The following is a 16,238-nucleotide window of genomic DNA, read 5'->3' on the forward strand; positions in this document are numbered from 1 at the left end:
TGCTGGGCCTCCCGGCGGGCAGGGATGAGGTCGCCCGCGGATCAGCCGGTGCGCTGCGCGGTCCAGCGGCCGGTGCAGGCGGTCAGGCCGGCGAGGGACCATTCGCCCGACCCGCTCGCGCCGCGGAGCCGTCCGGTCACGGCGATGCGGGACAGGCCGGTGCGGATCGTGCCGCTGACGCGCCCGTCGGCGCGGGCCTGCCCGGTGGCATCGATGCCGTCGGTGCCCGCCTCCTTCAGCACCCCGTTGCGGATCGTGATGGGATAGCGGTGCGGGCCGGCGCAGCGGCCGGTCACGGTCATGGCCTGGACCGACCATGCGCCGTCGAACGGCCCCGCCATCGCGGTGCCGGTGGAGAGCGGGAGGCCGAGGGTCAGGGCGAGCAGCGGGGCACCGAATCCGGTCAGCCGGCGTCGGGCGATCATGAAGGCAACTCCGTGAGAGTGAGGGGTCATCGGGGGCCGGCTCCCGCATCGGCCCCCGCGATCAGGTCGCGAAGGAACGACGCACCGGCCGGAGCCGAGGCTGTGTCAGCGTCAGCACGAGATGGGACACCGGCAGCCGATGTCACTGATATCGATGCACTGGTGTCGAGAATTTGAAGGATATCATCGCGGAAGGCTGGGATTTCCCGGGCGATGACAAATCACGCAAGAGCTCGTGCCCCGTTTCTGGAAGCCGTAAAGCTAAGTTCGCGTTTCTGAATATTGCATGAAGCCTGTCCGGCGGGGCGCCGCATCGCGTCGGGCATCCTGGCCGGGAAGCGCCGGTTCGGGCGGGAGCGGACCGCCCGACCTCGCCCGACGAGGCTGTCGCGGCGCCGGTGGTGCGACCCCGCGGGGCCGATCGATCGTCGGTGACGTCAGAGGCCGAGGGCCAAGCCGTCGCTGCGGGGATCATGGGCGCCGACGAAGCCGCCGTCGGCCTCGATCCGGATCGCGCCCGGATGGCCGGCCAGCGGGCTCTGGGCCGGGATCGGGCTGATCTCGTGCCCCCGCCGCTTCAGCTCCGCGAAGACCTCCTGCCCCGCATCGAGTTCGAGCTTCAGGCTGTCGCGGCTGTCCGAGAACGTCTTTCCGAGGAGAAACCGGGGGCGCGCCAGGGCCGTCAGCGGGTCCATGCGGTAATCGATCAGGCGCGTCAGCACCGCCGCGAGCGTCTGCGGCTGCCCATCCGCTCCCTGCGTTCCGTAGAGCAGGCTCGGACGTCCGTTCGTGAAGTACATGCCGGGATTGAGGGTATGGAACGGGCGTTTGCCCGGACGCGGCGCGTTGATGCTTTGGGCCTGCCCGCTGAAGGCGGCACCGCGGTTGTGCCAGAGGATGCCGGTCTCCCCCGCGACGACGCCGCTTCCCCAATCGAAATAGATCGTCTGCAGCAGGCTGACGCAGCGGCCCTCCCCGTCGGCGACCCCGATGAAGACGGTATCGCCGGTCTGGAAGACATGCGGCCAGGGTGCCGCCCGGTGCGGATCGATGCGGCGGGCCTGCGCATCGAGATGGGCGGCCGACAGCAGGCGGTCGACGGGAACATCGACGAAATCGGGATCGGCAATGTAGCGGTTGCGATCGATGAAGGCCGTTTTCACGGCCTCGACGAGCAGGTGGTAGTAATCGGCGCTGCCCTCGGGGATCGCGCCGAGGTCGAAGCGGTCGAGAACGCCCATGATCTCGAGGGTGGTCAGGCCCTGCGTCGGCGGACGCAGGCTGACGAGTTCCCCGCCCCGATAGGGAACCCGCAGCGCGCTCTCGTTGCGGGCGCGGCAGCGGGCGAGGTCGTCCGCCGTCAGGGGCGAACCCGCTGTCTGAAGGCCGCTGACGATCCGGCGGGCCAACTCGCCCTCGTAGAAGTCGCGGCCGCCATTCTCCGCCAGGGTCGTGAGCGAGCGGGCGAGGTCGGGCTGGCGGAAGGTCTCCCCGACATCCGGGATGCGGCCGTCGGCCGTGAACACGCGGACCACATCGGGCCATGTGCCGATCGCGTCGGCGCGGAAATTCGCCCAGAAGCGCTGCGACGGCGTCAGGGGAAAGCCCTCCGTCGCGCAGGCGATGGCCTGCCCGAACAACCCCTTCCAGGAGTGCCGCCCGCCCCAGGCCCGCTGGCTGAAGGTGAAGGCCTGCTCCCAGGTGTCGACGGCCGCCGCCGCCGTGATCGCCGATCCGGGGCCGCGCAGCGGGATCGGCCGACCCTCCTCCGGCAGGTTCGCCGCCGCCTGCCCGATGCCGGACAGGGTGAAGCTGGCACCGTCGCGGTCGCTGACGATCATGAACGCGTCGCCGCCGAGTCCGCAGAAATGCGGATAGGTGACGCAGAGCGTGGCATTGACCGCGATCGCCGCCTCGATGGCGTTGCCGCCCGCCCGCAGCACCTCCCGTCCCGCCTCGCTGGCGCGTTCGTGCGGGCTCGTCACCATGCCCCGGCGCGATCGGGCGAGGGCGCCGCGGGCGGCGCCCGGTTCGGTGACGGTGGCGGGTTCGGCGAAGGGACGGGTCGGCATGGTCGTCGCACCCAGGGCAGCCGCGGAGGTCAGGAGCAGCGCGCGCCGCGAGGGTGTGGGCGCGGCGGGTCGAGGCCGATCGCTTCGATGGCCTTCGCTTCGGTCGTCGTCGCTTCGATCCATCACGGCACCTCCGGGGGGTTCGCTGAGGTCCGGCGCCGGGGCGGCGCCGAAACGGTCGGAGCGACGCGGACGACGCCCCTCAGGTCCGGCCGTTCGCGGGGCCGGGCGCCTCGATCCGGTCGGCGGCATGCGCCGCGATGGCGCCGGCGGTCGTGAGCCAGACCGTGTCCCGGTACCGGGCGATGTGGTCGAGCGCCCGCCGCAGCGGGCGCAGCCGGTGCGGCTGGCCGACGATGTAGGGGTGCAGGGCGATGCCCATGACGAGCGGGGCGCGGCGCGACTGTTCCAGCATCTCGTCGAACCCGTCGATGATCGCCTCGGCGAAGGCCCGCCCCGTCTCCTTGCGGGCGACGATGGCCGGGATGTCGTTCAGCTCCTGCGGATAGGGCACCGAGAGGATGCGGCCGCCGCCGCGGGTGGCGAACCAGGTCGGCTGGTCGTCGTGGCACCAATCGAGCAGGTAGCGGTAGCCCGCCTCCGCCAGCAGGTCCGGCGTGACCCGCGATTGCGAGATCCAGGGGCCGAGCCAGCCCGCCGGCGCCGTGCCCTCCTCCCGCGTCAGGACGGCGGTCGCCTCCGCGATCAGGGCCCGCTCCTCGGCCTCCGACAGCGTGCCCTGCCGCTCCGCGTTGCTGCGCCCGTGCCCGACGATCTCGTCGCCGCGGGCGCGGAAGGCCTCGATCAGGCCGGGGCAGTCCCGGTAGATCCGGCTGTTGACGAGGAGGCTCGCCGGCATCCGCAGGTCGTCCAGCATGTCGCGGATGCGCCACGCGCCGACCCGGTTGCCCCAGTCGCGCCAAGCGTAGTTGAGCACGTCCGGCTGCGGTCCGCCCGGCGCCAGCTCGGCGCCCAAGCCGTCACCGAACTCGAAGGTCTCGAGGTTCAGGGCGAGGTAGACGGCGAGGCGCTTGCCGTCCGGCCAGTCGTAGACCGGCCGGTCCGGCAGGGCGGAATAGGGGTAGCGGCCATGACGCGACAAGGTCGGCTCCGGATGGGTCACGGGAAGGGGCACGGGGAGGGTCTCGATCCTGTGTTCGGGAATGGGGTCGGCTTCAAGCGGCCCCGAGATAGGCGGCCTCGAGCGCCGTGTCCGCCCGGAGCTCCGCCGCCGTGCCCGCCGCCGCGACGCGTCCCTGCTCCAGGACGTAGCCCCGGTCCGCCACGGTCAGGGCGAGCGCGGCCATCTGATCAACGATCAGGATCGTCGTGCCCCCGTCGCGCAGGTCGGCGACCGTGGCGTAGAGGGCGTTGATGATCGCGGGCGCGAGCCCGAGGGAGGGTTCGTCGAGCAGGAGGATGCGCGGCCGCGCCATCATCCCGCGGGCGATCGCGAGCATCTGCTGCTCCCCGCCCGAGAGCAGGCCGGCGCGGCTGTCCGCCCGCTCCCGCAGGCGCGGGAAGCGGTCGAGCAGAGCCTCGACCTCCGCCGGGTCGATCCGGCCGCCGCGGCTGTCGGAGCGACTCCACGCGCCGAGGCGGATGTTCTCGACGACGGTGAGTTCGGGAAAGACCTGCCGGCCCTCCGGGACCAGGGCGAGGCCGAGGCGCGCGATCCGGTGCGCCGGCAGCGCCGCGATCGGCGCATCGGCCAGCACCACCGCGCCGTCGACCGGGCGCAGCAGGCCCGCCAACGCCCGCATCGCCGTCGATTTGCCGGCGCCGTTGGAGCCGAGCAGCGCCACGGTCTCGCCGGGCCGCACCGCGAGGGAGATCCCGTCGAGGACGGGCGCGGCGCCGTAGCCGGCCCGCAGGCCGTGGGCGGCGAGGACCGGGTCGGCCGGGCCGTCCCAGGGGGCGGATCGCGGCCGGGCCAGGGTCTCGGCGGCGCCGAGATAGGCCCGCAGCACCGCGGGGTCGCGGCGCACCTCGGCGGGGGTGCCGCGGGCGATCGGGCGCCCGGCATCCATGACGAGGATGCGGTCGGACACGCCCATCACCAGCGGCATGTCGTGCTCGACGAGGATCACCGCGATGCCGCAGGCCGCGATCCGGCGCAACAGGGCGCCGAGGCGGTCGGTCTCGGCGCGGGCGAGGCCGGCGGCCGGCTCGTCGAGGAGCAGCACCCGCGGCGTCCCGGCCAGCGCGCGGGCGATCTCCACCAGCCGCCGGTCGACATGGGGCAGTTCCGCCGCCGGCCGGTCGAGGGCGCCGTCATAGCCCACGAAGGCCAGCAGGGCCGCCGCCTCCTGCCGGTCCCGCGCCCCCGCCCGGCGCAGCAGGCGCCCGGGGGCGCGGGCGAGGATCACGTTCTCGACCACGCTGAGCGACCCGAACAGGCGCGTCGTCTGGTAGGTGCGGGCGATGCCGGCGCGGGCGATCGCGTGGGCCGGCCGCCCGGCGAGCTCGCGCGCGCCCAGGCGGATCGTGCCGGCGCTCGGCCGGTAGAAGCCCGAGATCATGTTGAGAACGGTGGTCTTGCCGGCCCCGTTCGGGCCGATGACGCTGGTGATCGCGCCGGGCAGGGCCGCGAAGGCGACGCCGTCCGCCGCCCGGATCCCGCCGAAGGCGATGCCGAGCCCCTCGACGGTCAGCGGCTCGCCCTCCGTCCGGCGCAGGAAGTCCGGTGCCTCGGCCTGCGGGGCCGGGCGTGCCGCCCCGCCCCGCGGCAGCAGGCGCGCGAGGCTGCCGACGAGGCCCGCCGGCACCAGCCAGAGCACCACCAGCGTGGTCAGGCCGAAGAACAGCAGCCGGTACTCGGCGAGCCCCGCCAGCGCCTCCGGCAGCAGCACCGTCACCAGCGCGCCGAAGAGGGGCCCGAGCACGGTGCCGGCTCCGCCGACCACCACCGCCAGGACGAACAGGATCGACTGGGTGAACGGGAAGGAACTCGGCGCGATGAACAGCATCAGCGGCGGCAGCACCGCGCCCGCGAGCCCGGTGAGCGCCGCCGAGATCGCGAAGGCGGCGGTCTTCACCCGGACCGGATCGAAGCCCAAAGAGGCGGCGGCCACATCCGCGTCGCGCACCGCGCGCAGGGCCTGGCCGAGGCGGGCGTGACGGAGCCGGTGGAAGCCGTAGAGGCTGAGGCCCGCCGCGATCACCGCGAGGATCGCGAGGTCGCGCTCGCCGAGGGGCTGGCCGAACAGGCTCGGGCCGGTGGCGACGACGAGGCCGTTCTGCCCGCCGGTCAGCTCGCCGCCCTCGATCAGGGCGTGCTCGACGAGGAAGCCGAAGGCGATCGTCACCATGGCGAGGTAGGGCCCGCGCACCCGCATGGCGGGCACGGCCAGCGCCGCACCGACCAGGGCGGCGATGGCCGTCGCGGCGGGCAGCGCCAGCCAGAAGCTCACGCCCTTGAGCGTCAGGATCGCGCTGGCATAGGCGCCCAACGCGTAGAACCCGGCATGGCCGAAGGAGATGAGGCCGCCGAGCCCCAGCAGGACGTTGAGGCCGGTGCCGGCCAGCACCGTCAGCGCCACGAGGGCGATGACGAAGTGGCTGTAGCCGCTCGTCGCGGCCACGAGGCCGAGGCCCGCGAGCGTCAAGGCCAGGATGGCGAGCGGCATCGCGGCCGGCCCCCGGAGAAGCGCGCGCATGCTCTCAGACCTTATTGACGGCGGCGCGGCCGAGCAGGCCGTTCGGGCGTAGAGCCAGGGCGAGGATGATGACCGAGAAGACCACGATCTGGGTCGCGCCGGAGCCCAGGGTCGCGGTGACGCCCGCCTCCACGAGGCCGTAGAGGAGCCCCGCCAGCACCACGCCGGTGGCCGAGCCGATCCCGCCGAGGATCGCCACCGCGAAGGCCTTGATCCCGAACAGCGCGCCCATCTCGGCCGAGACGGAGAAGAGCGGCGCGATGAGCAGGCCCGCCGCGCCCGCCAGCACGGCCGAGAGCGCGAAGGCGCAGGCCACGGTGCGGGCGACGTCGATGCCCATCAACCGGGCGGCCTCGGCGTTCTGCGCCACCGCCAGCAGCACCCGGCCGAGCTCCGTGCCGCGGAACACGGCGCGGATGGCCACGGCCGCCCCGATCCCCACCACGGGGATCAGGAGCTGGAGCGGGTAGATGCCCGCGCCCAGAACCTGGACGGGCGCCGAGACCAGGGCGGAGGGCAGGCTGCGCGGCTCCTTGCCGAAGGTGAACAGGAGGACGTTGTCGATGATGATGCCGCCGGCGACCGTCGCCAGGAGCCACGCATCGGAGCCGCGCACGACGAAGGGGCGCACCAGCAGGCGCTCGACGGCGAAGCCGAGGAGCGCGCAGCCCGTGAGGGCCGCCGCCACTGCCAGCGGCATCGGCCAGCCGAGCTGGACCCCGAAGGCGTAGCCCAGCACCGCGCCGAGGGTGACGGCGCTGCCCTGCGCGAAGTTCACGGTGCCGGAGACCGCGAAGGTGATGTGGAAGCCGAGCGCCACCAGCCCGTACATGCTGCCCAGGCCGAGGCCGCTGACGAGGGTTCCGGTCAGCATGCGGGCCTCCCCGCCGGGCGAGGGGCGTGGCGGCGCGAAGGACGGCTCACTTCGCCACCGCGACGATCTCGCCGTTGCGGAAGCTGGCGAAGATGTAATCGTCCGGCTTCAGGGCGTCGTGCCGGTCCGGGGCGAACGGCGCCTCGTAGGTCTTGATCAGGCCGGCATAGGCCGGGACCTTGTAGAACCCGTCGCGGACCTTCGGCCCGTCGGTGGCGCCGGCCGCCTGGATCGCCAGCGCGATCAGGTGCGTGGCGTCGTAGGCGTTGGCGATGCCCACGGCGGGGGTGACGTCGGCCATGGACTTGATCGCCGGGTACTTCGCCTTGAGGGCGTCGAGCACGGTCTTCGCCTTCGGGCTGTCGTTGCCCGCGAAGGTGAAGGTCTGGACGAAATGCACCCGCGCGGCGCCGGGTCCGGCGAGTTCGTCGAACCGCCCGCCCGCCGGGCCCCAATGGGAGATCACCGGCACGGTCCAGCCCATCCGGTCGAGGGATTTCACCACCTGGGCCGAGGGGCCGACATTGCCGACGAGGAAGAGGGCGTCGGCCCCCGCCTCCCGCAGGCGGGAGAGCTGCGGGACCATGTCGATGTCGTTGGCCTCGTATTTCTCGATGCCGGCGCTGGGGAGGTTCGCGGCCTTCAGCGCGGCGACGAGACCCTGCTGGTTCGACTCGCCCCAGGCGTTGTTGACGAGGATCGCGCCGGGCTTCTTGGCGCCGTAGGTCTTGACCGCGTAGGCGACGAGGGCCTCGTCCACGAGCGCGTCGACCGCCGAGACGCGGAACACGTAATTGTCGGCCGCCCCGTTGCGGGTGATGGCGGTGCCGGCGGCCCAGGGACCGACGAAGGGCACCTTCAGCTGGTTGGCGATGGGCACGATCGCCATCGAGACCGGCGTGTCGAGGCCGCCGATCAGGGCGACGACGCCGCCGCGCTGGATCAGTTCGCGGGCGGCGAGCACGCCCTTGGACGGATTGGCCTCGTCGTCGCGGGCGACGAGTTCGAGGGGCCGCCCGAGGACGCCGCCGTTGCGATTGATCTCCTCGATCGCCAGCCCGATCCCGCGCGAGATCGCCTCGCCCGACTTGGCCGATTGGCCGCTGAGGGCGGTGACGAGGCCGATCTTGACCGGTTCGGCGGCCCGGACCGGGCCCAGACTCGCGGACCCCGCCACGCCCGCCAGGAGGGCGCCGAGGGCGAGGCGGCGCGTCAGGGCGCGGGCATCAAGGGGGCGGTGAGGCATGGCGATCCGGTCCCGTCTGTGGTCGACCGATGACCGCAACAGCCATGCCAGTCGAAGGGTCGTTGAAAGTGCAGGATTTTTCGGGGTCGAGGGCAGATTGCCCAGACATTGTGCACAAAACTACGCCGAAGTGCATACACTTTCTGCATGCAAGCCAACGTCGGCTTTGGCATGCTGAATCCTGCGCGAGCGCGTAGGATGACGGGCCGAAGGAGGATTTCCGATGGACACGACGGAAGCGGGGCCCGCGCGCGACGCGGCGGCGGTGACCGCCTATCTGGAGGCCTCCATGGTGCCGGATCCCGAGACCGCCGCGCGCTACATGGCGCCGGGCATCGCGATCGTCTTCACCGGCGGTCGGGTGTTCCGGCATCCGCGGGAGGTCACGGCCTTCAACGCCGGGCGCTACGCCTGGGTCAAGAAGCGGATGGAGCGGCTCGACGTGGTGCCGGGCGAGGACGCGACCACCGTCTACAGCCTCGGGACGCTCTACGGCGCGTGGCCGGACGGCACGGCGTTCGAGGGCAACCGCTACGTCGACCGCTTCACCGTGCGGGACGGCCTGATCGTCTCCATGGAGGTGTGGAACGACAGCGCCGAGCGGCTGCTCGACCGGCAGGGCGTGCCGGCCTGACCGGTCAGGCCTCGACGTAGGGGGCGAGCAGGCGGATCAGGTCGCGCTCGCGCCGGGGCTCGTCGAGGATGCGGGCCCGCTCGGCCACGGCGTCGAGATGATGGTCCATCAGGGCGACCGCCTGGCCGGCATCGCCCGCCACGAGCGCCGCCACGATCTCCCGGTGTTCGCTCACCGCGCAGTCGGACGAGTGCGGCCGGCTGTAGAGCGACAGGATCAGGGCGCAGCGATAGCCCAGTTCGGCGACGTAGCGGGCGAGCACCGGGCTGCCGGTCATCTCGGCGAGCAGCAGGTGGAACTCGGTCGCGAGCCGGATCGAGACCGCTTCCGGACCGCCGCCCGCCCGCTCCTCCCCCGCGATATGGGCTTCGAGCGCGGCGCGCTGCTCGGCGCTCAGCCGGCCGGCCAGCCGCTGGATCACGAGCCGCTCCAGGCTGATGCGCACGTCGAAGGTGTCGCGCGCCTCCTCCCAGCTCGGGCTGGCGACCACCGCGATGCGATTCCGGCGCAGCTCGACCAGCCCCTCCCCCGCGAGCTGGCCGAGCGCTTGGCGCGCGATGGTGCGGCTGACGCTGAACCGCTCGCCGAGGGCGTCCTCCGGCAGCCGGTCTCCCGGGGCCAGGGCCCGCTCGACGATGGCCCTCCGCAGGGATCGGCAGATCGTTCCGACGCGGTCGGTGGGGGGGCTCCTGTCGCCCTGTCTCATTGCAGACGCGCATCCTGTTGCAGAGTGGTGCGGGGCGAACCGCTCCCGGCCGGAACACGGAGCGTTTCCCGCGAACGCACCACCGCCGACGCACGGCAGATGCACGATTGGCGCCGATGCGTCTCGGTCTTCATCGCACCGCTCACGGGGAATGCGAGCCCGGCCGCCCTTGGGCGGATGTGACGCGGCGGCGCCCCGCCTCGGATCCGAACCGCGTCCGATCAGGGTCGGTCCGCAGCAAAGACGAGCCGGTGGCCGTCCGGATCGCAGAGGAGGCCGGGGGCATCGCCGTCGCCGGTCAGGACGATCCGGGTGGCCAGGGGCGCGTCGTCGGCGCAGGCGCTCGGGATCGATCCCGGCGCGCGGTAGCAGAGAAGCTCCAGATGGGGCGGAGCCCCGCCCGGCGGCGTGAGGCCGGTGACCTCGACCACGGGGTCGTCGACGGCGTCCATGCGGGCCTGTTCCGGCCCCCGATTGACCCCTCGCTGCGTCACCCGGAACCCGAGGCGGGCGTAGAACGCCACCGCGCGCTCCGTATCGGTCACCGTGATCGCCGTGTGGTCGATCCCGAGCACGAGGGGAGCGTCCTGGATCTCGGATCCGGGACGCTTCTCCAAGTTCATCTGCCGCATCGGCTTGTCTCCGACGGCCGGCGCCCACCTTTCGGGCCGATGCGCTCGACCCGACCGTCCGCGCCAGACCGGCGGCACGGCGTCGGGCGGGAAGGCCAGGAATTCGAGCGGATGCCCGTCGGGATCGCGGAACTTGAAGGCGCGGACGCCGCCCGAGGCGGCGGGCAACCGCTCCGGCCCGGCCCGCGAGATCGGCGTCCAGCCGGGCACCCCGCGCAGATGCGCGTAGGCCGCGTCCATGTCCGGGACGATGAGGGCGCAGTGCTGGAAGCCGGTGCCGTTGGAGGGCGCGGGCGCGTCCCGGCGGTCCGAGCTGGGGGCGAGTTCGATCGTCTGCGCCCCGAGCGCGAGGCGGGCGCCGCCGGGGGCGATGACGGCGCCGAAGGCCGCCGCGTAGAAGGCGGCGGTCGCCGCCGGATCCGGACAGAGGAGGCGGATCGCGGCGATGCGCAAGCCCGTCCGAGGGGGCGTCCGAGGGGACATCATCGTCCGGCCCCCGGCAGCGGGGCGCCCCGGCGGTTGAGGAAGATCGAGAACAGGCGCTGCGAGGCGGCGATGAACAGGCGGTTCCGGTGCACCCCGCCCCAGGTCATGTTGGAGACGCGGTACGGCACCCGGACCTTGCCCAGGAGCCGGCCCTCCGGCGAGAGGCAGTGAACGCCGTCGGCGGCGCTGGACCAGACATTGCCGTCCTCGTCGACCTTCATGCCGTCGCAATAGCCGGGCGCGATGGTGTGGAAGATGTCGCCGCCCGTGAGCGTCCCGTCCGCGCCGACATCGAACACGCGGATGTACTGGCGCGGGTTCGGGTGGCTCTGGTCGCCGGTCTCGGAGACGTAGAGCCGCCGCTCGTCCGGGGAGAAGGCGAGGCCGTTCGGCCCGTCGAAATCGCCCGCCGCCACGCGGATCGAACCGGTCGCGGGGTCGAACCGGTAGAGGGCGGGCGGCTGTTCCGACGTCTGGCGACCGCCCTCGTAATCGTTGGCGATGCCGTAGACCGGGTCCGTGAACCAGATCGTGCCGTCGGATTTCACGACGACGTCGTTGGGCGCATTCAGCCGCCGGCCGGCATGGCTGTCGACGAGGCGCGTGACGCGCCCGTCATGCTCGGTCCGGGTGAGGCAGCGGCCGTGATGCGAGCAGGCGATCAGCCGCCCCTCGCGGTCGCGGGCCTGGCCGTTGCCGTAATCGGAGGGCGCGCGATAGACCGACAGTCCCTCCGCCTCGCTCCAGCGCATGGTGCGGTCGCGCGGCAGATCCTGGAACAGCAGGCAGTTCCAGTCCCCCATCCAGACCGGGCCCTCGACCCAGCGGAAGCCGGCGGCGATCTCCTCCAATCCGGCATTGTCGAGCACGTAGTGGCGGAAGCGGGGATCGTAGATCTCGAACCCGTCCATCGCCTCACCCGAACCGGCAGGGCGTGGTCACCGCGCGCTTGGTGTCGAACTGCACCACCATCAGGACGGCGGGCGCGTCGCCGACCGTGCCGGATTTGTGACCGGTCTTGCCGTCGAGCGTCCGGCAGCCCTGATCCTCGCCGAAGGAGATCTCGCCCGGGCCCATCTCCACCCGGGTGCCGTCCATCGACTCGACGTACCAGCGCCCGCTCAGGGGGATGATCCATTGCGGCGCCGGGTTCTCGTGCCACGTGCCCTCCCAGCCGACCGGCTGCACCGTGATCATCGTGGTCATGCCGTCGTGGTGCTTCTCCCCCTGCCATTGCGGCGAGGCCGGCGGCTTCATCGAGGCGAGGTGGAACGCGGTCATCGCGCAGCGGATCTGGCGGCTGATGCCGTCCGCGTCGGTGTAGAGGTGCCAGTAGGGGACGGACGGCGTATCGCCCTGCTCGCTCATCGGCCTGTCTCCGAAATCGGTGTTGCGTAGGGATGCGTCGATCCGAACGGGTCGTGCAGGAAGGCCGCGACGCCCTGCGCGCTCGGCCCGCTCCAGGCGATCGCGAGGAAGCCGCCGGCGACCGCGAAATTCTTGAGGAAGTCCCAGAACGTCTCACGGCCCTGGCTCGGGCCGCGCAGACGGAAATCCGGTTTGCGCCAGAATGGTTTCCAGAGAAGCGCGGTGACCGCGCAATAGCCCGCGAGGACGAAGGCGGCGAAGCGGTCGGCGGTGCCGGTGAGCACGCCCGCCGACATCACGACCTCGACGAACAGCCCGGCAAGGATCAGCGCCGTCGCGAGCGGGCGCGAGTTCGCGGCTTGCCGCGCCTGCCCGACCGCCGCGGAAAAGTTCAGAACCTTGTCGAGGGCGCTGAACGGCAGGAACAGAAGCACCAGACTGGCTCGGGCCGCGAAGGCGGCGAGCACCTCGATGGTCATCCTCGGGCTCCGGAGGGCGTCTTCCGGCTGCCAACGTCGCCGGGACGATGCGGTTCGCGCATGGCTCGCAGAACCTCGCCGCTCCCGTCATCCGGAACGGGGCCGGTCGTGACCCGTTGCGCGTCGGGAGACGGAGCGAGGCGGATGCGCGACGATCGTTACGACGTGATCATCGTGGGCTCGGGGCCCGGCGGCGGCTCCGCGGCGTGGCGCCTCGCCCGGACCGGCAAGCGCGTCCTCGTGATCGAGCGGGGCGACTATCTCCCCCGCGAGCGCGAGAACTGGGACACCGACGCGGTCTTCCGCAAGGCCCGCTACCAAGCGGACGAGACCTGGACCTCCTCGAACGGCGACACGTTCAAGCCCGGCCTGCACTACTTCGTCGGCGGCAATTCGAAGGTCTATGGCGGCGTGCTGTTCCGCCTGCGCGAGAGCGATTTCGAGGCCCAGCGCCATCCGGACGGTATCTCGCCGGAATGGCCGCTGAAATACAACGTGTTCGCGCCCCATTACCAAGCGGCGGAGGAGCTGTTCCAGGTCCACGGCGCCCGCGGCGAGGATCCGACCGAGCCGCCCTCGCCGCATCCCTACCCGAAGCCCGCGATCAGCCACGAGCCCCGCATCCAGAAGCTCGCGGACGACCTCGCCCGCCACGGCCACCATCCGTTCCACCTGCCGATGGGCGCGCTGATGGAGGAGGACGGCAAGGGCGGGACCCTGCCGCACTCGCCGCTGCTGCGCTGCGATCCGTTCGACGGCTATCCGAGCCTGACCAACGGCAAGGCGGACGCGCAGATCATCGCCATCGACCCGACGCTCGCCGCGCATCCGAACGTCACGCTCCTGCGCAACGCCTATGCCGAGCGCCTGCTGACCGATGCGGGCGGCGGCCGCGTCACCGGCGTCGCGGTGATCATCGAGGGGCGCCGTCACATCCTCACGGCCGACCTGTTCGTGGTGGCCTGCGGCGCGCTCTCCTCGGCGCTGCTGTTCCTGCGTTCCGGAAACGACGCGCATCCCGATGGATTGGCGAACCGCTCGGGCCAGGTCGGGCGCAACTACATGCGCCACAACAACACCACCGTGCTGGCGATCTCGAAGGACCCCAACCCGACCCAGTTCCAGAAGACGCTCGGCCTCAACGACTTCTATCACGGCCACGACCGCAGCCCGCTGAACGACTGGGAGTTCCCCCTCGGCCATATCCAGATGGTCGGCAAATCCGACGGGATGCAGATCGAGGCGGAGGGCTTGCCGGGCTTCCTGCAATGGCTGCCGACGCGACCGTTCGACTATATCGCCAAGCACTCGATCGATTTCTGGCTGACCTCCGAGGATCTGCCGCGGCCGGAGAACCGCATCTTCTACCGCGACGACCGGGTGCATCTCGACCTGACGGTGACGAATGGCGAAGCCCAGACCCGGCTGCGCGAGAAACTGCGCTCGATGTGCGACGGGCTCGACATCCACCCGCACCTGTTCGACCGAACGCTCTATCTCGGCAAGGACACGCCGATCGGTGGCACGGCGCATCAGGCCGGCACCCTGCGCTTCGGCCCCGATCCGGCGCGCGCCGTCCTCGACCTCGAGTGCCGGGCGCACGGGATCGACAATCTCTACGTCACCGATGCGAGTTTCTTCCCCTCGATCGGCGCCGTGAACCCGACCCTGACCATCATCGCCAACGCCCTGCGGGTGGCCGACGGGATCGCCGCGCGCCTCTGAACGCGCCGAGCCCGGCGCGGCAGCCTTGCCGCCACCGGGGGATCGCGCGGCGGGGCCGGCACCCCGCGCTCCGGGCGCGCAGCCCGATCGACCGGCCAGGCCGGCCCCGTTCATTCGCCGTGGATGTCGCCCTGCGAAGCCTTGACCGAGGCGTCGTCATCGCGAACGAAAGATGAACAGAGGGCGATGGTGCAGGGCGGGCCGCCCGGCCCAGCGATGCAATCCCGGATCGACGCCGATGCGCAAGATCATCCACATCGACATGGATGCGTTCTACGCCTCCGTCGAGCAGCGCGACGATCCGAGCTTGCGGGATCGGCCGCTGGCGGTCGGCGGCTCGCGCGAGCGCGGCGTCGTGATGGCGGCGAGCTACGAGGCGAGGGCCTTCGGCGTGCGCTCGGCCATGCCGTCGGCCACCGCGCGCCGGCTCTGCCCCGATCTCGTGTTCGTGCGTCCGCGCTTCGAGGCCTACAAGACCGTCTCGTCCGAGATCCGGGCCGTGTTCGAGGAGCATACGCCCCTGATCGAGCCGGTGGCGCTCGACGAGGCCTATCTCGACGTCACCGACAATCTGAAGGGCCTGCCGACCGCGACCGAGGTCGCGAGGGACATCCGCGCCACGATCCTCGCCCGGACGGGGCTCGTCGCCTCGGCGGGGGTCTCCTACAACAAGTTCCTGGCCAAGGTGGCCTCCGACCACAGGAAGCCCGACGCGCTGTTCGTCATCACGCCGGCGATGGGACCGGGCTTCGTCGAGGCCCTGCCCATCGGGCAATTCCGCGGCGTGGGACCGGCGACCGAGGCGAAGATGCGGCGCCTGGGCATCCAGACCGGCGCCGATCTGAAGGCGCGCTCCCTCGACGAGCTGCGGGCGGCGTTCGGCAGCGCGGGCGAGTACTATCACCGGGTGGCGCGGGGGATCGACGATCGGCCGGTACGGGCGCATCGCGAGCGCAAGTCGATCGGCGCGGAGACGACGTTTTCCGAGGATACGAGCGAGTACGCGGTGCTGGCCCAGCGTCTGCAGCCGCTCCTCGACAAGGTCTGGGCGGTGGCCGCCGCGAAGGCGTTGGCGGCGCGCACCGTGACGCTGAAGCTGAAATTCTCGGACTTCGCCCAGATCACGCGGGCACGCTCCCTCACGCTGCCGCTGGCGGACCGCGCGATGCTGGAGCAGGTCAGTCTCGGATTGCTGCGGGACGCCTTTCCCCTGCGTCGGAGCGTGCGGCTGATCGGGACGGCGCTCTCGTCACTGCATCCCCGATCCGACGATGGCGGACCGCGGCAGCTGGATTTCGCCATGTGAAGGCGGTTGCCGTGACGACGTGGTCAGGTGGCAGCCCGATGGCCGACCCAACCGTGAACGTCGCAGGCCTGTCCTCGAATCGTGACGAAGCAGGGTCACCCAGAGGGGACCCTGCTTCACTCTCTCATATGTCCGATCCGGACGGTCGGTTACCAGCCGTAGCCGTAGCCCGAACCGTAGCCCGAACCGTAACCGTAGCCGCCGTAGTAGCCGACGGGGCGACCATAGCCGTAGCCCCCGTAATAGCCCACCGGCCGCCCGTAGCTGTACCCGTAGCCACGATAGGCGTTGCTCGCGATGGCTCCGGCCGCGAGGCCCGCGATCCCGAGGCCGATGGCTGCACCGGCACCGATGCCGCGGCGATGACCGTATCCACGATAGCCGTAGCCGCCGCGATAGCCGACGTTGCGATAGCCGTAGCCGCCGTAACCGCCACGGTATCCGCCGTAGCCATATCCGCCGTGACCGTATCCGCCACGCCAGCCGGCTTCCGCCGGCGCCGTCGACGCTGCCATCGTTCCGAGACCGAGCACGGCCGCGGCCGTGAGAGCGAGATGAGCCTTCCGCATGGGGTGCCTTTCGCGATTGCGATATCCCTCTCCAACGACGCTATGGCACGTCAGTTC

At 71.6% G+C, this 16,238-nt stretch carries 15 protein-coding genes; 3 read left to right on the top strand and 12 right to left on the bottom strand.

What is annotated here, in order from left to right; translation table 11 throughout:
- Positions 1-41 precede the first annotated feature (41 nt).
- The 6 genes from MFF26_RS06075 to MFF26_RS06100 form a co-directional block, all read right to left on the bottom strand.
- Positions 42-425, bottom strand: a complete 384-nt coding sequence (locus tag MFF26_RS06075) for a hypothetical protein (RefSeq protein WP_238307754.1) — start codon at positions 423-425, stop codon at positions 42-44.
- 437 nt (positions 426-862) lie between these two features.
- On the bottom strand, positions 863-2,497 hold the full coding sequence (locus tag MFF26_RS06080) for a gamma-glutamyltransferase family protein (RefSeq protein WP_171015560.1): 1,635 nt from the start codon (positions 2,495-2,497) through the stop codon (positions 863-865).
- A 202-nt stretch (positions 2,498-2,699) separates the two neighbouring features.
- Entirely contained in the window at positions 2,700-3,599 is a 900-nt protein-coding gene (locus MFF26_RS06085) for a polysaccharide deacetylase family protein (RefSeq protein WP_171015561.1), read from the bottom strand.
- A 73-nt stretch (positions 3,600-3,672) separates the two neighbouring features.
- Positions 3,673-6,156, bottom strand: a complete 2,484-nt coding sequence (locus MFF26_RS06090) for a branched-chain amino acid ABC transporter ATP-binding protein/permease (RefSeq protein WP_137831117.1) — start codon at positions 6,154-6,156, stop codon at positions 3,673-3,675.
- A 4-nt stretch (positions 6,157-6,160) separates the two neighbouring features.
- Positions 6,161-7,030, bottom strand: a complete 870-nt coding sequence (locus tag MFF26_RS06095) for a branched-chain amino acid ABC transporter permease (RefSeq protein ID WP_137831116.1) — start codon at positions 7,028-7,030, stop codon at positions 6,161-6,163.
- Between the two features lie 46 nt (positions 7,031-7,076).
- Positions 7,077-8,276, bottom strand: a complete 1,200-nt coding sequence (locus MFF26_RS06100; protein WP_137831115.1) for an ABC transporter substrate-binding protein — start codon at positions 8,274-8,276, stop codon at positions 7,077-7,079.
- A 223-nt stretch (positions 8,277-8,499) separates the two neighbouring features.
- Here MFF26_RS06100 and MFF26_RS06105 point away from each other — a divergent pair, with 223 nt between their 5' ends.
- Entirely contained in the window at positions 8,500-8,910 is a 411-nt protein-coding gene (locus MFF26_RS06105) for a nuclear transport factor 2 family protein (RefSeq protein WP_137831114.1), read from the top strand.
- Positions 8,911-8,914: 4 nt separating this feature from the next.
- Here MFF26_RS06105 and MFF26_RS06110 read toward each other — a convergent pair whose 3' ends face one another.
- From MFF26_RS06110 to MFF26_RS06130, 5 genes are all read right to left on the bottom strand, one after another.
- Complete coding sequence (locus tag MFF26_RS06110; protein ID WP_137831113.1) at positions 8,915-9,616, bottom strand: GntR family transcriptional regulator; 702 nt, start codon at positions 9,614-9,616, stop codon at positions 8,915-8,917.
- A 221-nt stretch (positions 9,617-9,837) separates the two neighbouring features.
- A complete protein-coding gene (locus MFF26_RS06115; RefSeq protein ID WP_238307755.1) occupies positions 9,838-10,701 on the bottom strand; it encodes a VOC family protein in 864 nt (287 codons plus the stop codon).
- A gap of 29 nt (positions 10,702-10,730) precedes the next feature.
- Entirely contained in the window at positions 10,731-11,645 is a 915-nt protein-coding gene (locus MFF26_RS06120; RefSeq protein WP_137831112.1) for an SMP-30/gluconolactonase/LRE family protein, read from the bottom strand.
- 4 nt (positions 11,646-11,649) lie between these two features.
- Positions 11,650-12,102, bottom strand: coding sequence for a cupin domain-containing protein (locus tag MFF26_RS06125; RefSeq protein ID WP_137831111.1), 453 nt, complete (start codon positions 12,100-12,102; stop codon positions 11,650-11,652).
- The gene (locus tag MFF26_RS06130; RefSeq protein WP_137831110.1) at positions 12,099-12,581 is read right to left on the bottom strand and encodes a DoxX family protein; all 483 of its coding nucleotides are present in this window, start codon (positions 12,579-12,581) and stop codon (positions 12,099-12,101) included. Before MFF26_RS06130 ends, MFF26_RS06125 begins: the two co-directional genes overlap by 4 nt.
- A 144-nt stretch (positions 12,582-12,725) precedes the next feature.
- Here MFF26_RS06130 and MFF26_RS06135 point away from each other — a divergent pair, with 144 nt between their 5' ends.
- Both MFF26_RS06135 and dinB read left to right on the top strand, forming a co-directional pair.
- Positions 12,726-14,306 carry a GMC oxidoreductase gene (locus MFF26_RS06135; RefSeq protein ID WP_137831109.1) on the top strand — a complete coding sequence of 527 codons (1,581 nt, stop codon included), beginning with the start codon at positions 12,726-12,728 and terminating at the stop codon, positions 14,304-14,306.
- 238 nt (positions 14,307-14,544) lie between these two features.
- Entirely contained in the window at positions 14,545-15,612 is a 1,068-nt protein-coding gene (dinB, locus tag MFF26_RS06140) for a DNA polymerase IV (RefSeq protein ID WP_238307756.1), read from the top strand.
- 149 nt (positions 15,613-15,761) lie between these two features.
- Here the strand turns inward: dinB and MFF26_RS06145 are convergent, their stop codons facing one another.
- Positions 15,762-16,181, bottom strand: a complete 420-nt coding sequence (locus tag MFF26_RS06145) for a hypothetical protein (RefSeq protein ID WP_137831107.1) — start codon at positions 16,179-16,181, stop codon at positions 15,762-15,764.
- Positions 16,182-16,238 lie beyond the last annotated feature (57 nt).

It is taken from the genome of Methylorubrum suomiense, assembly GCF_022179765.1.
Lineage (GTDB): Bacteria > Pseudomonadota > Alphaproteobacteria > Rhizobiales > Beijerinckiaceae > Methylobacterium > Methylobacterium suomiense.